The organism is Flavobacterium notoginsengisoli (assembly GCF_042686225.1).
GTDB lineage: Bacteria > Bacteroidota > Bacteroidia > Flavobacteriales > Flavobacteriaceae > Flavobacterium > Flavobacterium notoginsengisoli.
In genome coordinates this window covers 1-18,883 of record NZ_JBHUOT010000006.1, presented here as the reverse complement: position 1 = coordinate 18,883, position 18,883 = coordinate 1, and the positions used below count along the sequence as shown (strand labels likewise).

The window sequence follows — 18,883 nt, the reverse complement described above, 5'->3', positions numbered from 1 at the left end:
AGAACATAGCCAGCGGTTTCAACCGCTGGGACGCAACGTATATACAATCTGTGTCTCGCAATTCGTTTCCCGTGGTTGAAACCACGGGCTATGTTTGAAATATTTTGCGTTTATTTTTATGTGTTTAAAATATCCAGCATTTTTATTTTAGTGTAAAGAATTCCGCCAAAGGTCCAAGTGCCAACGCTGGGAAGAATGATAAAGCAGCGATAATTGCGATTACGGCAAAAGTCATGATGCCGAAAATTGAGGTATCCGTTTTTAAAGTTCCTGCGCTCTCCGGAATGTATTTTTTACCTGCCAATAAACCTGCAATTGCTAATGGGCCAATGATTGGAATAAAACGGCTTAACAGTAATAAAATTCCAGTTGTGATATTCCAGAACGGATTATTATCTCCCAAACCTTCAAAACCAGAACCGTTATTGGCAGCGCTTGAAGTGTATTCGTATAACATTTCTGAGAATCCGTGATTTCCAGGGTTATTTAACCAGCCTGTTGCGTTGCCGTTAAACCAATAACCCATTGCAGTATCATGCGCAGCAAAATAAGAAGCTAAAGCAGTTCCAGCTAATATTAATAAGGGATGAAGAATGGCGATAAATGCAGCAATTTTAACTTCCCGCGCTTCGATTTTTTTACCTAAAAACTCTGGTGTTCGACCAACCATTAATCCGGAAATGAATACAGCTAGAATAATGAAAATATAGTAGTTCAAAATACCAACACCACATCCGCCGTAAAAAGCATTTACCATCATAGATAATAATTGCATAGTACCAGACATAGGCATCGAACTATCGTGCATACTGTTTACAGAACCTGTAGAAATTACCGTTGTAGCAATACTCCAAAAACCTGAAATTGCTGGGCCAAACCGAACTTCTTTTCCTTCCATCGCTCCAGTTGTCTGTGCAATTCCCATTTTTTCGATAGCAGGATTTCCGTTGATTTCACTTATAACTGTTGGAACAACAAGAAGTAAAAATCCAACTGTCATTACACCAAAAATAATATTCGACAGTTTTCTTTTGTTTAGGAAAAATCCAAGTGCAAAAATCATCGCAAACGGAATAATCATTTGTGCCCAAAGCTCAACTCCATTCGTAAAATAAGTTGGATTTTCTAATGGATGCGCTGAGTTGGCTCCAAAAAATCCACCGCCGTTTGTACCAATATGTTTGATAGCGATAAAAGCAGCAGCTGGCCCTCGTGACACTTCAACATGATCACCTTGTAAAGTTGTAATAGCATCTTTTCCTTCAAAAGTCATTGGAGTCCCGCTAAATACTAGTGCAACAGCCACAATTGCTGAAAGTGGTAATAAAATACGAGTACAGCTTTTGATGAAATAATTGTAAAAATTGCCCAATTGTTCTGTCGTTCTTTCTTTCATTGCTGTGAAAATCATAGCAGCCGCAGCCATTCCGATACCAGCAGAAACAAATTGAAGAAACATCAAGACGATCTGTGAAAGGTAAGAAACCCCGCTTTCGCCGGAATAATGCTGTAAATTACAGTTTACAATAAATGAAATAGCCGTATTAAAAGCCAAATCGGGTGTCATCGATGGGTTATTGTCTGGATTTAATGGTAGAGAACCCTGAAACAATAAGACAAAAAAGCAAAGAAAGAACCAAACCATATTAATCCTTAAAAGTGCTTTTAAGTGTTGTTTCCAGTTCATTTCTTCAGCCGAATTAATACCGCTGATTTTAAAAATAAGTTTTTCAATTGGATTGAAAATCGGGTCAAGAAGTGTTTTATCTCCCAAGAAAACTTTAGCAATATATTTCCCTAAAGGAATCGCTAAAACAATAGTCAGGATAAAAATACCAATGACGCCTAATAATTCTGTGTTCATAATATGTGAGTTTTTGTAAAATGTAAGATGTAATTTGTAAAAGGAGACGGACGCATAACATCTAACATCTCACTTATAACTTTTTACATTATTAAAATTTTTCGGGTTTGATTAATACATAAACCAAATACACGAAAACGGCGATTGAAATAATAAATAGTGCGGTCATGATTTAGATTTTTTCAAAAAATTCAACAGAGAGAAAACAAATGGCAAACAGCACAACGGCCAGCCCGATTAAAAGAAATGCGATCATAGGAGATTATTTTAGATTTTAGATTTATGAAATGTGAGAAGTAAAATGTTATTTGCGAAAAGTGATCAGTACATCTTACATCTCGCAAATAACATTTCACACTAAACTCCAGAGGCATTAACCTGCTTGATATATTCCGTTTTAAGCGTTTGAGGAAATAGATGTGAAATATTGCAGTGACGCATTTCCATGAAAGAAGAAACCGAAAAAACATAGACATTAGAAATGGCATTTTTAGTTTCGATACTTCCTGTAATAAACAAACGTTCGGCAAGAGCCAGACATTTCTTTGCTCTCACGATGTTCCCAGAAATAATAGATTTTTTGGTTATCTCGGCAAACCGTTCAGCTTGTTTGTAGATTGAGGTTACTTGATTTTTCATTTGGAATGAATTTTAATGTTCTCCCTCCTTATGCCAAAAGATGTTCCGAAAAAATGAAGTTACAGTTAAAGTACTGTCAATAAAAGGAATGTAGTTTTGTGCCAAAAATCAGGCATAAAAAAAGCCTATCAAAATGATAAGCTTTTATTGAAATGATAAGGTTTGTTGAATTGCGTCGATTTTTTCTAAACACATAGAAACATAGTTAAAATATGTTGAAAGGCATTTCATTAAAAATAAAACGCATAGCTATGTGAAAAAACTAGTTTTCTAAAAACATCTAAAGTTTAAGATTTTAAGTCTATGTTTCTATGTGTTTAAATGATTACTACGATTAGATATTGTATTCTTCTAATTTTCTATATAAAGTCGCAATCCCAATTTCTAATAATCGAGCCGTTTCCGCTTTATTTCCTTTCGTATAGTTTAAAACCTTTTGAATATGCAATTTTTCAACACTCTGCATGGAGAAAGCCGACATTGATTTAGTACTTTTTTTCGTTTGATTTTGCATTTCGTAAGGTAGAACATCCGAAGTCAAAGTATCGCCATTACTTAAAATTACCGATCTTTCAATAATGTTTTTAAGTTCGCGGATATTTCCAGGCCAGGAATAATTTTCTAATTTCTGCAGAAAATCATCACTAATATGTAAAGTTTTTTTATTCGTTTTTTCAGAAAACTGTTTTACGAAATGTTGCGTCAAAACTCCAATATCTTTAATTCGTTCTCTTAAAGAAGGTAGTTTTATTTCGAAGATATTTAAACGAAAATACAAATCAGAGCGGAAACGGTGTTCGTCACTTTCTGTTTTTAAATCACGGTTTGTAGCGGCAATTAATCTGAAATTTGATTTTTTTGGAGTCGTGTCACCAATCGGAATATATTCGGAAGTTTCTAAAACACGCAATAATTTCGCCTGAAGATCAATTGGCATTTCACCAATTTCATCCAGGAATAAAGTACCGCCGTTTGCTTCTTCAATAAACCCTTTTTTATCTTTTACAGCTCCCGTAAAAGCACCTTGTTTGTGACCGAAAAGTTCGCTTTCTAAAATTTCTTTTGTGAAAGTACTGCAATTTAAGGCTACAAAAGATTTTCCAACACGATTACTGTTTTCGTGAATCGCTTGTGCAAAAACTTCTTTTCCGGTTCCGGTTTCGCCTGTCAATAAAACAGTCGAATCGGTTTTGGCAACTTTTTGTGCAAGATCAATAACCTGTTCGATTCCTTTTGATTTACCTATAATAGTAGAAAAAGAATATTTATCATTAATTCGTTTTTCTAACTGCTGTACTTTTTTCTGCAATTGCACTTTTTCGACAGCTTTATAAAGAAGCGGAATAATTTTATCGTTATCATCGCCTTTTACAATATAATCGAAAGCGCCATTTTTCATTGCCTGAACGCCGTCTGGAATATTTCCGAAAGCAGTCAGCAAAATAACTTCTGTCAAAGGAAAACTGTTTTTTATGTTCTGCAGAAAATCAACACCATTTCCATCAGGAAGTTTTACATCACATAAAACAACATCAATTTCGGTTTGCTCTAATTTCTTAAAACCTGATTTTAAATCTTTGGTTTCAAAAACTTCAAATCCTTCCGATTTTATAATACGCGCCAATAGACTTCTAAGTTTTTCTTCGTCGTCTATAATTAAAATTTTGTGTGTCATTTTGCAGATTAGCTAAAAACCGAATTGGTATTTTGATATACAAATGTAGGTTTTAAATCATTTTCCTTTTTTGATTCAACGGAAATTCTTGCGAAAATTCAATTTTCAAAATAGTTCCGTTATTATTTGCCATCGTTAAATTTCCTTCAAGATCATCAGTCAAACCTTTTATTAAACTCATTCCGAAAGAATTTGCTTTTTTATCGATGTTCAGATCAAAACCAATTCCGTTATCAGAAATTGTCAAAAGATATTGATTTTCGTCTTTCGCTTCAAGCGTAATGTAAATCATTCCGGTTCGGTCATCTGGAAAAGCATATTTGATAGAATTGGTAATGGCTTCATTCAAAATTAATCCAAGCGGAACTGCCTGTGCCACATCTAATTCTAACGGATCGATTTTTACTTCAAAACGGATTCTTTGTCCTAGCGAAAAAGATTCTCGTAAATATTCGACCAGTTCCTTAATATAATTAGGCATATTAATCGTCGAAATATTCTCAGAATTATATAATTTCTGATGAATTAAAGACATCGAATGAATTCTATGCTGACTATTTTTTATCGCCGACAAAGCCATGTCATTTTCCAAATAAGCCGATTGCGAATTCAGCAGACTAATTACTGTTTGCAGATTGTTTTTTACACGATGATGAATTTCTTTCAACAGCCATTCTTTTTCTTCCAGTAAATGTCTCAGGTTCGCATTTGCTTTGCTGATTTCCTTTTCTTTTAATTCTAATTTGACATTATTTCGCTGTTTCAAACGGTAACGATTGTACAATAATCCAACGGTAATTAAAAGTAAAACTAAACTCCAGATCGAAACGCTGTTGAGCATTTTGGATTTCTTTAGTGCAACTTCCGTTAAATTAGATTCCTGATTTAAAAGTTTGATTTCCTGTTCTTTGTTTTTGGTTTCGTATGCAATTTTAAGTTCTTCGATTTCTTTCCTTTTGGTGTTTCTAATCGTAGAATCACTTATTATTTTAAAATTTTGAAAATGTCTCAGCGCACCTTTATAATTACCTTCCAGAGAGTCCATTCTAAAAAGTAAAATCTGAAGAGCTTCCGAATTGTATTTTTTTCCATACTTATTACAAAGTTCCGTAACCTTATCAGCATAAAACTTAGCTTTCTCGGGTTGCTTTCTATTAGCATAAAACAAGGCCATTAAAGTATATTCATGAACAATTTCTCTAAAAGTTTCCGGACTGGTTATTTTTTGCGCATAAAAGTCCATTTCTTTAAAATATTTTTCAGCCAAAGTATAATTCTTTAAAGCTTCATAACAATTCGCTTTGATGTACGCAACGGACATTTTATCGAAATTGCTTTTGGGCGGATATTTTGCAGTCATTGAATTAATGTAATCAATAGCTTCTTTATTTTTTCCTTTTATGGATAATGCTGCAACGGCACTAAAAAAACTTTTATACCAAGTTCCCGAATCAATCATAGTTCGCCCTATTTCAATACTCTTTTGATACATTTCAAGCGCTTCCTGATTGTGACCGATATTATTATAAACATCTCCCAAACGCATGTAAAAAATATCACCAAACGTAAAGTCTTTTTCCGCTTCCATTCGCTTTACGCTTTTTAGGGCATAATATAAAGCTGTTTCTAAATTGTGCTGGGCTATTTCAATAAAAGTAATTGTAGTTTCGGCAAACTGCTGATGCTTAAAATCGATTTTTCGTAAATCAATTAAATTTTGATACAATCTTTTTTTAGCTTCATTTATTTTTCCTGTCCAAAAATAAATGGTCGTAATCTTCATGTAATTTTCAATTCTTTTTTCTTCCATTCCTAAAGAAGCATAAAGCGAAACAGCCTCTAGTAAGATCTTTTCTTTTTCGGGATCCAGATTGAATAAGAGAGTTCCGTAGGCATCCAAAGCTTCAGCGAGAGCTTTTTTATCATTCTGTTTTCGGCATTCAGCTATAATCTGTAAGAATATTTTTTTGCCTTCCGGCTGATTATTTACCTGAAAATAATATTTGCCTAAAAGCAATAAACTCTGTTGCTGCCATTTTTTATTTTTAAGCTGATTGCTGGTACGAATAGCTTCGTCAATGTAGATTTTGGCATTTTGAAGATCGTCCGGTTTTGTGCTTGGTTTAAAAAGATAGAAATTTCCTAATTGAAGCGATAATTTGACTTTGTCTTCCCCTTTTGTTTTTGCCAGAAGTTTTGTAACCGAATTGATATTTCCTTTTTCTATTAAATCTTTTCCAATAAGATACGATCCGTCGTTAAAACCTTCGTCATAAGCTAATGAAACAGGAAGTTTGTAAGCTTTGCAAGCCACAACAACCGAACTGTCTGCATCGATAGCACCTTGATTGGCATTAAACAAATACATCGAACAAGCTTGAATAAGTAATCTTTTTTTAGGAAGATCATATTGGGCAACAGCTGAAGATAATTGACCAAATGAAGCATAACTCACAAGCAAAATCAAATAGAAAATGATTCGTTTCATAACAGGTTAAAAATTAGTTTTTTGGATTGGTTTTGGTAAACAAATATAGAAAGAAAGCAGGCTGACTTTTTTAAAAAATATCAGGAAAATTCACATTAAATATGATTTTTTTGACATAAAAAATTAGAAACACTGAAATTACTGGGGTTATTTAACTAATTTTATACCAGATAATTATAAAAATATAATATTACAAATACTACATTTATGGGAACTGTGTCTGAAAAAAGCACCCAATCTGAAGAAAGTAACTTACAAAAGCAAATTTTAATTGTCGAAGATCAGTTTATTGAAGCACATGATCTGCAGTTAATTTTGGAAAAAGCGAATTATAATGTCATCGGAATTGCACGTTCCGTAGATCAGGCTTTGGAGGCAATTCAGACGCAAAAACCAGATTTGGTATTTGTTGATATAATGCTCAAAGGTGATAAAACAGGAATAGATCTCGCCCATATTTTAAAAGAAAAAAATATTGGTTTTATTTTCGTTTCAGCCAATTCGAGCAAACGAATTTTAGATCAGGCCAAAACCACACATCCGTACGGATTTATTGTAAAACCGTTTAGAGAACAAGATATTTTAACGACTCTCGAAATTGCCTTTTACAGACAAGAATACAGCTTAGAATCACAGTTAATGCAGCAATTGGAATTGAAAAATAAGATTTCAGAAGTAATCAATTCCAATTTTAAACTTGAAGATGCTTTATTGGCTTTCGCCAAAAACATTCAGACCTTTATTTCTTTTGATTATCTGGAAGCTGGATTTGTAAATGCAGAAGAATATTCAAACCTCGGAATCATTCGAAAAAATATCGATCAGTATCAAATTATTAATGTAGAAAAGCTTTCGCAGATTGCAGACATATCGATTCGGGAATTAAACGAGACGTATATAAAATCACAGGTTGATATTAAACCCACTATTTACAGTGAAGAATCGTTAATTAATAATTTTCAGGCCGCACCGATAAAAGGCATTATTTCGCATAATTTCGGAATCAAATCGTATTTGGTTTTTCCGCTTTCAATTGCCGTTTCACAACGTTTTTGTTTTACATTTTATAGCAGAAATTTTAATATTTATTCAGATGAAAACCTAAAATTATTATCGAATCTTGAAAATACATTTTCGCAATTTATTTCCCGTTTTTATTCTGCTGAAAAAATAGTTGTTGAAACAAAAGAAATGCCTCAGAAAAAAGAAAAAATAGAAAATATAAAAACGGGTTTCGAAGGTATAATTGGAAACAGTTCGCAAATGGTAACAGTTTTCAATTACATCAAAAAAGTAGCTCCGTCTGATACTTCGGTTTTAATTTTAGGCGAAAGCGGTACGGGAAAAGAAAAAATAGCTAAAAGTATTCACGATTTATCTCCACGAAAAGACAAACCATTAATTATAATAAACTGCGGTGCCATTCCCGAAAACCTTGCCGAATCTCTTTTGTTCGGACATGAAAAAGGCGCTTTTACGGGAGCAACCGAAAAACGAATCGGGAAATTTGAACTCGCAAACGGCGGAACAATTTTCCTGGACGAAATAGGAGAAATGCCTCTTGAACTTCAGGTAAAATTATTACGAGTTTTGCAAGAACGCGAAATAGAACGTGTCGGCGGATTGATGCCTATAAAAATCGATGTACGAATTATTGCCGCAACCAATAAAAATCTCGAAGAGGAAGTCGCAGCAGGACGTTTCAGAATGGATTTATATTATAGACTTCACGTTTTTCCTATATTAGTTCCATCATTAAAAAAGAGAAAAGAAGATATCCCAGAACTGGTAGATCATTTTATAAATAGCTACAGCGAACGTATGAATCGAAAAGCACCGACACTTTCTGAAAATGCTTTACAGCAGATTACAAACTACGATTGGCCGGGAAACATTAGAGAACTCGAACATCTTATTCAACGAACTTTATTACTTACGGAAGGAAACATTATCAAATCTATTGAATTAGCGCCTTCTTCAAAAATACATACACAGCAAAACACCGATTCATTTTCAATAAAAACAATTATGGAAAATGAGCGGGATTACATTTTGTATATCCTTAAAAAATGCAATGGAAAAATCTCCGGCGCAGGCGGTGCAGCTGAGATTCTGGATATTCATCCTTCGACCTTAAATTCAAAAATCAAGAAACTGGAAATTAAGCGGGAAATCAGTTAATATGATTAGTTTAATGATTTTTTTAAACACATAGACACATAGATTCTAGGCAGTTTTAAAAGGCGTTTCACTCGTAATAAAACACATAGCTATGTGTTAGAAACTAGTTTCTTTTTATTTCCTCTATTGGATAAAGAAAAAACTATGTTTCTATGTGTTAAAAAAATAATCAAGTAACTTTCTCAATCCATTTTACCACAGATTCTGCGACTTCCTGCCATTCAGGATGAAGAATTACAAAATGATTCTTGTTTTGAAATTCCTTAAAGCAAGTTATAGAATGTATATTTCTGTGTTTTCTAAAATTCCATTGAACCAATTTCGATGGAATAATTTGGTCTTCAGAACAAGAAATAAAAAACAGCGGAACATGTTTTTTCTTCAAATTTATTTTAGCATTTTTTGAAAATAAATCTCGCAACGCTTTTTTAGATTCGGGAATAATGAATTTTTCATATTCCATTTTTTGTTCTTCAAAAGATGTGTTAGTACAAAATGTTTGCTTCCAATTTTCGAATGGTAAAATGAGCGTTTTTTTAGAAGAAAAAACACCAAATGAAAGAGGTATAATATTTTTATAAAATGAAAATTTTAAAGCCGTAAAACCTTTCGGAGGAAAAGAATTAATACAAATTCCAGCTTCGGCTAAATCTTTCTGAACTAATAATTGCACTAAAAGTCCGCCGTAAGAATGTCCCACTAAAATAGGTTTTTCTGGAAGTTTTTCGATGATTTCAGTGTAATAACACAAAAGATCAAATAAAGTGATCGATCCAATTTTTACGCACGGATTCTGTTTTCTTAAATTTTCAACCGAATCATTTTTATGAAGCCAAGGCGGAGCAACCAATTTGTATCCTTTGTTTTCAAAAAACGTGAGCCATTTCCCCCAATAAAAATGGCTCACAAAAGCTCCCGAAATAAACACTATCGTTTTGGTATTTGAAAGATACATAACAGGATTTTTTAGGTAAAATTTTAAAATGCAATCTGTATGCCTGTTTCTTGAAGTATTAATTTTTATAGGGTTAACGAGATTTTGTTCATTTTCGAATTATTATATTTCGTTAAATACTTTTTTGAGTATTGAAATATCATTTTTTAGAATGTCAATAATTAAAAATTAGACACTGATAAAACAGATTCGCTTTGCGAAAACGTTGATAAAACGGATTTTTTTATTTGAATTTTAGAAAAAATCTGTGTCAATCTGTGTCTTTGCGATAGCAAATCCGTTTCATCCGTGTGCAATTATCGCACTCAAAACTTATCAATTATCTTGTATCTTTAAAAACTCTAATTCTAACTTTAAAATGAAACGACCACATTCCAGAATAAAACCTTTTTTATTCACTTTAGTTCTTCTGATTAATTCGGTTTTTGTTTGTTTTGGAAATGATTTGAATTCTAAAATCGATTCTTCAAAAACGAAAACTATTTCTTTTACAATCAAATTGAAATCAGACTATAAAGTCACAATAAAACCAGCTTCTTTAAAATTCAATAAACATTTCGCTTACAGTTTTACACTTGATGATGGATATCGATCTGCTTATTTGACTGCTTTTCCATTATTGAATGGAGGAAAAATCAGCAATCCCAATAAAAACGAATGGAAAATCGATCAAGGTGGAGACGGAACAACATCAAAAGGACTTTTTTATTCAGACGGATTCGGAAATAAAATTCCGTTTAAACTGGCTTTGGCAATAAATGGCGGATCAATTCGTGATTTGCCAGAAAACCGTGGACATCTTTCATGGTCAGAAATTAAAGAAATGTACAATTCTGGCTGGGATATTCTGAATCATAGTTTTCATCATGCAACTAAACACGGAACAAATTACAAAACAGAAGTGACCGAAAATACAGCTTCAATAAAGCAAAATCTAAAATTCACCATGTCACATTTTGTAGTTCCAGGTGGAGAAGGCGATCCCGATTATCATTTAGAATATGAAAAAGAAGCTTTGGCTAACGGATTCCTTTCTGTTGCTTCTTATAAAGGTACTGGTCCAGTTTATAAAGTGAATTCAAAAGTTGATTTAGATAAAATGATTTCCGCAAGAACTTTTGTGTTGAGTTCAAAAGATACAACCAGTTTCAAAACAATGGATCGTTATTTAAAGACTATAGATTCAATCGTAAAACAGCCGGAACCAGTTTGGTTTAACGATTTCACGCACGGAACAGGAAATGGAAATCTGTGGAATTTAAGCATGCGTTTTCCCGATTTTAAATATTATATGACAACGCTTGCCAATAAATACGGAGAAAAAGGAAACGATTCAATATGGATGGCGCCGTGGCAGGAAGTTTACGAATATATTTGGCTAAGAGATAGAATTAAAGTCGATTACAAACAGAATAAAAAAGAAATAGAAGTTACGATTGAATTGCCGGAAATTCCGGAAGTTTTTAGACATAAAGATATTTCGTTGATAATTGATACTTCTTCAAAATTTGAAATCGAATCCAGTAAAGATTTGAAAATAAAAGACGACGGAAAAACAACCCACAAACAGATTTTCATTCAATTGAAATAAAAATAAACACATAGAAACATAGTTTTTGCTTTATCTAAAAAAAGGGAATCAAAAGAAACTAGTTTCTAACACATAGATAGCTATGTGTATTTATGCAAGTGAAACGCCTTTCAACAGTAATAAAATCTATGTTTCTATGTGTTTAAAAATTATGCACAAGAAATAACTAATCAATTTCCTTTTCGTTGTCCTTTATAAAAGTATCAATATTCATTAAATACGGATCAATCACAAAGCGTTGAGGTTTTGTTTTGAGTTTAATTTTCCCTTCAATTATATTGTTTTTGATAGCGAAAGGATAACGAAATAATTTTCCGTTTTCATCGTAAATTCCAATATCTATTGTAGCATCGTTTGCAATTAGTTTTCGTTCTCCAGTTGCATTTTCTCTAAATTTTTCAGAAACCGCTTTAAAAGAAACTTCATAAAGACCATTCTTCTGAATACTTGAAACCGATTCTATTTTTGACGAATACGTAATAATCTGCTTAAACATTTCATCTAATTTAGAATACAGTTTTTTATCCGTCACCCCATAAATTTCCTTTAATAAACTTTCAGAATCAGGAAACGGATTTGGATATTTATTATGATTCAGAAAATTTTTCAAAGCCAGATTTACTTTTTCTTCACCAATTAAAATTCGAAGTTGATGCATCACCAGCATTCCTTTGTCATAAGGTAAATGCGGAGTTTCGTAATTCGTTTTATACAAAGGCGTTTCAGGATCGTAACTTCGACTACTCAAATATAAATCGAGATGAATTTTTAAAGTTTCGAGCGCTTTTTCTACACCATGTTCTTTTTCATAAAGCATCAATTCCGTGTATTGCGCCAAAGTTTCGGTCAAAATCCAGCTTCCTTCTTTTTGTTCTGGATTGATCTGTGAATTTCCCCACCATTCATGCGACAATTCATGAGCCGTTAATTGATTAATTACATCTTCCTTATCCTTGTTGTTGAGGTTGCTGTAGAAGCCGAAATTCTCTTTCATAAAAACCGTCGACGGATAAGAAGTCGCCGCAAATCCATCGGCGAAAGCAGAAACTTCGGCATAACGAATCGTTTTGTACGGATATTTACCGAAATTATTTTGGCAGTAATCTAAAGTGTTTTTTACATCCTGAATTAGTTTTTTGATGTTTCTGGAATGTCTTTTATCATAAAAAACTTCAATCGAAATGCCTTTATAATTCGTTTTTTGAATTTCATATTCCGCAGAAGAAAAAGCAAATCGAAACGGAATCTTACCATTAGATTTATAATGAAAATAATTGCGGTTGTCTTTTGTCCAATTTCCAATTAGATCTCCGACACCAATCGCCGTTTGATTTTTAGAAGTCGAAACCACAGCATCATAATCAACAAAATCATATCTAATTTCCGATTTGTCTTCCAGCTTTTTAAGAGGCGTCTGTGGTTTCAAATGCCTGTTTGCTCGTTCTTTTTTACTGCTGATTTCATTCGATTCCTGATAACCAAAAAGCGGAAAGTAACGGCTTATTCGCATAAAAGAGCCATTTTCGATTATAGAATTAAAAGCAGTATGTCCTTTAAATGACGACCATGAAGACTCAAAAGAAAAACTCATTTTCATTTTCTGCTTCGACTGTAAAGGTTTTTCCAATCTATACCAATAATGCTGAAATGCCGAAACATCATCCAGATTTTTAGAATTCGGAATTTCAACAGAAGTCAGTTTCGAATTTCGATCTATATATAGGAGTAAACTATCAATAGGTTTTTCAGAATTATTAATTAATTCATAAATGCCTTTTACTTCATAGCGATTCTCCTCAGGAAATAAATCGACTTTACTTTTTACAGAAACGATCGTGGGCTGAGGCAAATTAGTGTATTTTTTAAATTGAGTTTCATATTTCTCGCTCCAGTTATTCTGATCTTCTTCGGTCAAATATGGATATTCGATATTGGTTTTATAAAAAAGATAACTTCCAAAACCGATAAAAAGAATAATTCCCAATGCAAAAGTTACTTTCTGAATGCCATTAAATGAATTTCTTCGAAAGGTTTTTACAATTGAAGTATTTCTTTTCCATAAAATTCCAGTCAAAGTTAGAAGCAGTAAAGCCAATCCGAAATTGTACAACATCGAAATGTGAAACGGAAAAGTGTATTTTCCGAAACCATTCAAATCAAAATACTCTCTTTTAAAAGCGTCTCCAAATCGAAGTAATGGATGTGAAATTCCCAATTGTTCTCCAATTCCGGTGCAAAACAGAAGACATATAAAAGAAGCAACGGAAAGGCCGATATATTTATTTTTAATAAACGTCTGAATCGCAATTACCAAAATCGAGATCAACAACAACGGAAAACCAAGATAATAAAACAAAGAAAGATAAAGCCCAATTTCGATTGGAGCATTCGCATTCGCAATCTGAAAGGCACATCCAATCAAAATACTAATGCTGATAATGATTAACGGAATTATAAAAAGTGCTGTCAATTTCGAAAGTAAAATTACAAATTGAGAATACGGTGCAGTATTTTCGAGCATTTCAAATCTGGAATTTTCGCTTCGGTTTACTAATTCACTGCTGTAAAAGAGAAGAATTAATATTAGAATAAACGGCAAACGATCCATTATCGTGGAAATCATTAAAGCCGTATCTGTAATTTTTTCGGCTAATCGGATTCCGCCGTCAATTTCATCTGAAATTTCAATTGCCAATAATCCCGAAAACAAAAGAACAATCAATAAAAACGGAATTCCTTTTAGAACTAAAAAAATATCCAGCTTGATATTGCTTTTAAAAACCGCCCAATTTTGCCTAAAAGTTTTGAATTCGATGTTTTTTGGAATTTCCGAAGAAAGTACTTTTGCTTGTTTTGAAATAGTTTTTGAGGTTTTTATCTTTTTAGTTTTCGTTTTTCGGAAGGAAAACAATCGATACGAAATAAAAAGTAAAAGCAATGAAACTGAAACCCACAATATTCTGTTGAATAAAAAGTTACCGGAAAGCGAAACCAATTCGGTATTTTTTTCAATTGCAGTCCAATATCTTGTTTGTTCTAAAAACGCTCCCAAACCAAACGGATCTATTTTTGCCGATAAAGACATGGCTTTCGCCGAAGACGGAGAAGCATTTGCAAAGATGGGCGAATTAGAAAAAATCGAACCTGCTATATATAAGATGTAGATTAATAAACCTCCAACATAAATAAAGAGTTTACTTCGTGTAAGCCAGGCCAAAGCCGTTAATATCGAAAGGCACAGGAAAATATTCGGAATCACAATGACAAAATACGGCCAGAGATAATTTATAATTTCAAAAGGACCGATTTCGCTTTTAGAAAGCCACGACATTTTATGGCCAACGATCATTCCAACGATAAACATTCCAAAAGAAACTACGGCGATTATAAATGCCGTAATAAACTTTGGAGCCAAATAATGAAACTTAGAAATAGGAGCGGAGAAAATAATCGAATCGAATTTCGTTTCATATTCCTTTAAGAAACTCTGTGCAACCTGAAGTGTAATCGAAAATATCGTCATCAGTGAAATCAGGCCAATCGCATAAGTAAGCACGTACGGACTATTTTTGTAAGCACCCGAAAAAGAGAAATTCGCAAAAGCACTCACAAAAAATCCTAAAACCAAATAAATGATAAAAGTGGTATAAAAAGTCCAGCTTCTGGTATTGTTATGCCACTCAAATTGTATTAATTTAGAAAGCATAACTTTAATTTTTAAGTTGATTTTGAGCTAAAACACTAAAATAAACATCGCTTAAATCGGGCGAGATCAATTCGAAACCAGAATCTGGGCGGTGATCGGAGAAAACGTGAATATTGATTTTTCCTGAATTTAAGTTGGACGAAATAATATTAAAGTTCGATTGATGATCCTTCAGTTCTGTTTTCTGAATCGCCTTCATCCAGATTTTATCTTTCAAAGATTCGATCGCTTCATTTGGTTTTCCTTCCAAAATCAATTTTCCGTTAGAAATAATGGCCATTTTTGGACATAAATCACGAACGTCTTCTACAATATGAGTCGATAGAACTACAATAATGCTTTCGCCAATCTCACTCAGCAAATTATTAAATCGGTTTCTTTCCTCCGGATCAAGCCCCGCAGTAGGTTCATCCACAATAATTATCTTCGGATTTCCAAGTAAAGCCTGAGCAATTCCAAAGCGCTGACGCATACCGCCGGAAAAAGAATGAACCGCTTTGTCTTTGTGTTGCAATAAATTCGTCTGCTGTAATAAATATAAAATTTGATCGTGACGTTCCTGTTTATCCACGATTCCTTTTAAAACCGCCAAATGATCGAGCAGGCGATAAGCAGAAATTTTAGGAAAAACGCCAAATTCCTGTGGTAGATACCCCAAATTTTGCCTGATAAACATTGGATTTTCCAGAATGTTAGTTCCGTTAAATTCAATAATTCCCGAAGTCGGTTCCTGCAAAGCGACAATAGTTCGCATTAAAGTCGATTTTCCAGCGCCGTTTGGTCCCAGTAAACCAAACATTCCGTTTGTAATTTCAAGTGATAATTGGTCAATCGCTTTTGTGCCGTTCTCATACGTTTTGTTGAGATTTTGAATTGATAAACTGTTCATTTTTTGATTGATTTAGATGATTGAATTAAAATGTGATTTGAAAAAATTAGGCAATAGTATACCTGTCGGCTTCAAAAACCGATTTATTAAGAGTGAAATAAGATTTAAAAAAAAGCTATTCTGCCACGTATTCTAAAATATCGCCAGGCTGACAATCCAATATTTTACAAATAGCTTCGAGAGTATCAAACCGAATTCCTTTTGCTTTTCCAGTTTTTAGAATCGATAAATTGGCAGGCGTAATATCTAGTTTTTCTGCCAACTCTTTACTCTGCATCTTGCGTTTAGCAAGCATTACATCAACATTTACAATTATTGGCATAGTTATATAAATAAGTCTTGTTCGTTCTGAAGGTTTAAACCTTGTTTAAAAATGGCCGCTAAAAAGTAAGCAAAAACACCCAGCATTCCATGTAACAGAATAAATAGCGAAACTTCATTATCCAGTGGAACAAAAAAGAAAGCCACAAATATTACAATGCTCGGAATTAGTAAATTGGATAAATAGAAACGCCTTAAATGAGAAATTCCATTTTGAGTAAACAGTTTAGGCTGAAAAAATACTTTGAAAACATTACTGCTCAATAAAAAGAAAAGTCCGTATAAACTCAGTGGAGCCAAAAAATCAAAAAGAATATACGGCAGGTTATAATCACCTAACATTAGGGGATGAGTAGTAAATGGATAACAAACCTGAAAATACTTTCCACTATCTTTAAATGTCAAAAACAATCCTGTTGTTAAAGTAAAAACAGAATATCCGGCCAAAAAGAAATAAACCACAGACAAAAAACGGGTAAAGTAAAATAATATTCTAGATACAATATGAGTTGTCTTCATATAATGAAAAGTTAGATTGATATTGCAAATGTATAATTAATTATCGTAAAACAATAATTAATTATTGAAAAATACACTTTTGAGTAGTTTTAGAAATATTATAAATCTATTAACATTAGAAAACAAAAGGCATCCGTATAAATGAGTTAATTTTGTAGACTAGCATTTTTTTATATGAAAAACCCAATTTCAGTCTCATTATTAGACCTCGCTATCATCACTCAGGATAGCAATGCCACAGAAACATTTCAAAAAACAAAAGACATAGCGCAATTAGCAGATACTTTAGGATACAAGCGGTTTTGGCTTGCAGAACATCACAATATGGCACACGTTGCAAGTACAGCAACAGTGGTTTTAATTGGTTATGTGGCAAGTCAGACCAAAAACATCCGAGTAGGTTCCGGTGGAATTATGCTGCCGAATCATTCTCCTTTAGTAGTTGCCGAACAATTTGGAACTCTGGAAACGCTTTATCCCAACCGAATCGATTTAGGTTTAGGAAGAGCACCAGGAACAGATCAGCCAACTGCCGAAGCAATTCGTAAAGACTTTTTTGAGCAGGCACAGCGTTTTCCGCAAAACGTAAGCAAACTTCAAGAGTATTTTTCAAGCGAAAATGAAACAGGAAAAGTACGTGCATTCCCAGCCGAAGGCTTAAAAGTCCCAATTTGGATTTTAGGATCAAGTATGGATAGCGCAGCTTTAGCCGCAGCTTACGGATTACCTTATGCCTTTGCTGGACACTTTGCACCAAAGCTAATGATCCAAGCATTTGAATTTTACAGAGAAAATTTCCAGCCTTCAGAATATTTAGACCAGCCAAAAACAATGGCATGCGTCAATATCATTGCAGCAGACACAAACGAAGAAGCAGAACTATTGTCTACAAGTTTGTATCAAATGTTTCTGAACCTAATTAGAAACGACCGCAAAGGTTTACAGCCGCCGGTTCCATCATTAGACGATATAATGAATGAGCAAGAACGTTTTCATGTGAATCAAATGACAGCAGGAACCTTCACAGGTAACAAAGAACAACTAATAACCGATTTGAAAAAGTTCATTGACTATGCAAGAATAGACGAACTAATGGTAACAAGTCCAATCTTTGATCATCAGGCAAAACTAAAAAGCATTCAAATCACAAAAGAAGCTATCGATAACTTAAACGAAAGTATACATATATAAGTATACTATATAGTAAGAGTAGATTTCATTCCCACAACCCGACAGGTTTTCAAAATCTGTCGGGTTTGTTTTTTATACATATATATAAGAGTAATTAAATTCAGGTTTTCTGTAGAGACGCACGGCAGTGCGTCTAATGCGCAACGTATATATAATACTTTATAGTATATAGTGGTGTCAGGCTGAGCGAAGTCGAAGCCTTCAGCGGTCAGTTTTTGGAATTTGGGATTTAAAAATTGAATTTTGTTATGATGAAGGAGCTTAATCCCGCTATCCGTTCCAATCTTTTGTGCCGAACCCCGGCACAAAAGGATTTCCACTGCTATCGGGGCTAGGACACCTGTTTCCAGAAGAAAATATCAGGAAAAAACGAAATCAGTGAAGAGAAAGGAGGCTCCCGGGGATTAAAATCGGCAGAAAGGAAAGCTTCAAAGTTTAATTTCTCTTCATTAAAGTGCCTTTAAGACTGAAAACTCCTCAAAACTGCAGGGAGAAAAAGCGTGCAGAATAAAGAAAATGCATCCAAACGAAGAAAAACCGCACAATAATTAAAAAATTCTGGATCTGTAAAGAATCAGTTATCAGCGAGTTAAGAAAAAGAGTGAAAAAAGATCAAAAAAAGGCGGACAAAAAGCTTGTATAACTGAATAAAGGTGCTACTTTTGCACCCGCAACAACGAAAAACGTTCACAGAAATACTGACAGGAAATAAGGATCAAGAGAAAAAGAAATTTTCAAAAAAAAAGATTCGGAAAAGCTTGTGAGATTTGAAAATGCTTTTTACATTTGCACCCCGCAAAACACGGAAGCTCATTGAAAGATTGGAAGGAAAAGTTGAAAAACTGAGGCGAAAAAAAAGTTTCA

General features: G+C 33.5%; 13 protein-coding genes. 3 read left to right on the top strand and 10 right to left on the bottom strand.

The features are described 5' to 3' along the window. Positions 1 to 142 precede the first annotated feature (142 nt). From kdpA to ACFS3A_RS14315, 5 genes are all read right to left on the bottom strand, one after another. A complete protein-coding gene (gene kdpA / locus ACFS3A_RS14335) occupies positions 143 to 1,864 on the bottom strand; it encodes a potassium-transporting ATPase subunit KdpA (protein WP_379826281.1) in 1,722 nt (573 codons plus the stop codon). Positions 1,865 to 1,955: 91 nt separating this feature from the next. Further along, entirely contained in the window at positions 1,956 to 2,033 is a 78-nt protein-coding gene (gene kdpF / locus ACFS3A_RS14330; RefSeq protein ID WP_081909388.1) for a K(+)-transporting ATPase subunit F, read from the bottom strand. A 188-nt stretch (positions 2,034 to 2,221) separates the two neighbouring features. Beyond that, a complete protein-coding gene (locus ACFS3A_RS14325) occupies positions 2,222 to 2,503 on the bottom strand; it encodes a DUF7674 family protein (protein WP_379826280.1) in 282 nt (93 codons plus the stop codon). A gap of 334 nt (positions 2,504 to 2,837) precedes the next feature. Next, a complete protein-coding gene (locus ACFS3A_RS14320; protein ID WP_379826279.1) occupies positions 2,838 to 4,178 on the bottom strand; it encodes a sigma-54-dependent transcriptional regulator in 1,341 nt (446 codons plus the stop codon). Positions 4,179 to 4,230: 52 nt separating this feature from the next. After that, on the bottom strand, positions 4,231 to 6,666 hold the full coding sequence (locus tag ACFS3A_RS14315; RefSeq protein WP_379826278.1) for a tetratricopeptide repeat-containing sensor histidine kinase: 2,436 nt from the start codon (positions 6,664 to 6,666) through the stop codon (positions 4,231 to 4,233). Positions 6,667 to 6,873: 207 nt separating this feature from the next. Here ACFS3A_RS14315 and ACFS3A_RS14310 point away from each other — a divergent pair, with 207 nt between their 5' ends. Beyond that, a complete protein-coding gene (locus ACFS3A_RS14310; protein WP_379826277.1) occupies positions 6,874 to 8,847 on the top strand; it encodes a sigma 54-interacting transcriptional regulator in 1,974 nt (657 codons plus the stop codon). A gap of 169 nt (positions 8,848 to 9,016) precedes the next feature. Here the strand turns inward: ACFS3A_RS14310 and ACFS3A_RS14305 are convergent, their stop codons facing one another. Continuing rightward, positions 9,017 to 9,802 (bottom strand): alpha/beta fold hydrolase, encoded by a 786-nt coding sequence (locus tag ACFS3A_RS14305; RefSeq protein ID WP_379826276.1) that lies wholly within the window; start codon positions 9,800 to 9,802, stop codon positions 9,017 to 9,019. Between the two features lie 358 nt (positions 9,803 to 10,160). Here ACFS3A_RS14305 and ACFS3A_RS14300 point away from each other — a divergent pair, with 358 nt between their 5' ends. Then, positions 10,161 to 11,393, top strand: a complete 1,233-nt coding sequence (locus tag ACFS3A_RS14300) for a polysaccharide deacetylase family protein (RefSeq protein ID WP_379826275.1) — start codon at positions 10,161 to 10,163, stop codon at positions 11,391 to 11,393. A gap of 166 nt (positions 11,394 to 11,559) precedes the next feature. Here the strand turns inward: ACFS3A_RS14300 and ACFS3A_RS14295 are convergent, their stop codons facing one another. The 4 genes from ACFS3A_RS14295 to ACFS3A_RS14280 all read right to left on the bottom strand — a co-directional run bounded on the left by ACFS3A_RS14295 (position 11,560) and on the right by ACFS3A_RS14280 (position 16,828). Further along, positions 11,560 to 15,099 carry an ABC transporter permease/M1 family aminopeptidase gene (locus ACFS3A_RS14295; protein WP_379826274.1) on the bottom strand — a complete coding sequence of 1,180 codons (3,540 nt, stop codon included), beginning with the start codon at positions 15,097 to 15,099 and terminating at the stop codon, positions 11,560 to 11,562. Between the two features lie 4 nt (positions 15,100 to 15,103). Then, positions 15,104 to 15,988, bottom strand: coding sequence for an ABC transporter ATP-binding protein (locus ACFS3A_RS14290; protein WP_379826273.1), 885 nt, complete (start codon positions 15,986 to 15,988; stop codon positions 15,104 to 15,106). A 115-nt stretch (positions 15,989 to 16,103) separates the two neighbouring features. Continuing rightward, entirely contained in the window at positions 16,104 to 16,310 is a 207-nt protein-coding gene (locus ACFS3A_RS14285) for a helix-turn-helix domain-containing protein (protein ID WP_012024053.1), read from the bottom strand. Positions 16,311 to 16,312: 2 nt separating this feature from the next. Continuing rightward, positions 16,313 to 16,828, bottom strand: coding sequence for a DUF2975 domain-containing protein (locus ACFS3A_RS14280; protein ID WP_379826272.1), 516 nt, complete (start codon positions 16,826 to 16,828; stop codon positions 16,313 to 16,315). Positions 16,829 to 17,002: 174 nt separating this feature from the next. Between ACFS3A_RS14280 and ACFS3A_RS14275 the strand changes: the two genes are divergently transcribed. Then, the gene (locus ACFS3A_RS14275; RefSeq protein WP_379826271.1) at positions 17,003 to 18,019 is read left to right on the top strand and encodes an LLM class flavin-dependent oxidoreductase; all 1,017 of its coding nucleotides are present in this window, start codon (positions 17,003 to 17,005) and stop codon (positions 18,017 to 18,019) included. Positions 18,020 to 18,883 lie beyond the last annotated feature (864 nt).

Excerpts from the sequence above, each read along its gene's own strand:
- kdpA (WP_379826281.1), bottom strand. The coding sequence starts at position 1,864 with ATGAACACAGAATTATTAGGCGTCATTGGTATTTTTATCCTGACTATT.
- kdpF (WP_081909388.1), bottom strand. The coding sequence starts at position 2,033 with ATGACCGCACTATTTATTATTTCAATCGCCGTTTTCGTGTATTTGGTT.
- ACFS3A_RS14325 (WP_379826280.1), bottom strand. The coding sequence starts at position 2,503 with ATGAAAAATCAAGTAACCTCAATCTACAAACAAGCTGAACGGTTTGCC.
- ACFS3A_RS14320 (WP_379826279.1), bottom strand. The coding sequence starts at position 4,178 with ATGACACACAAAATTTTAATTATAGACGACGAAGAAAAACTTAGAAGT.
- ACFS3A_RS14315 (WP_379826278.1), bottom strand. The coding sequence starts at position 6,666 with ATGAAACGAATCATTTTCTATTTGATTTTGCTTGTGAGTTATGCTTCA.
- ACFS3A_RS14310 (WP_379826277.1), top strand. The coding sequence starts at position 6,874 with ATGGGAACTGTGTCTGAAAAAAGCACCCAATCTGAAGAAAGTAACTTA.
- ACFS3A_RS14305 (WP_379826276.1), bottom strand. The coding sequence starts at position 9,802 with ATGTATCTTTCAAATACCAAAACGATAGTGTTTATTTCGGGAGCTTTT.
- ACFS3A_RS14300 (WP_379826275.1), top strand. The coding sequence starts at position 10,161 with ATGAAACGACCACATTCCAGAATAAAACCTTTTTTATTCACTTTAGTT.
- ACFS3A_RS14295 (WP_379826274.1), bottom strand. The coding sequence starts at position 15,099 with ATGCTTTCTAAATTAATACAATTTGAGTGGCATAACAATACCAGAAGC.
- ACFS3A_RS14290 (WP_379826273.1), bottom strand. The coding sequence starts at position 15,988 with ATGAACAGTTTATCAATTCAAAATCTCAACAAAACGTATGAGAACGGC.
- ACFS3A_RS14285 (WP_012024053.1), bottom strand. The coding sequence starts at position 16,310 with ATGCCAATAATTGTAAATGTTGATGTAATGCTTGCTAAACGCAAGATG.
- ACFS3A_RS14280 (WP_379826272.1), bottom strand. The coding sequence starts at position 16,828 with ATGAAGACAACTCATATTGTATCTAGAATATTATTTTACTTTACCCGT.
- ACFS3A_RS14275 (WP_379826271.1), top strand. The coding sequence starts at position 17,003 with ATGAAAAACCCAATTTCAGTCTCATTATTAGACCTCGCTATCATCACT.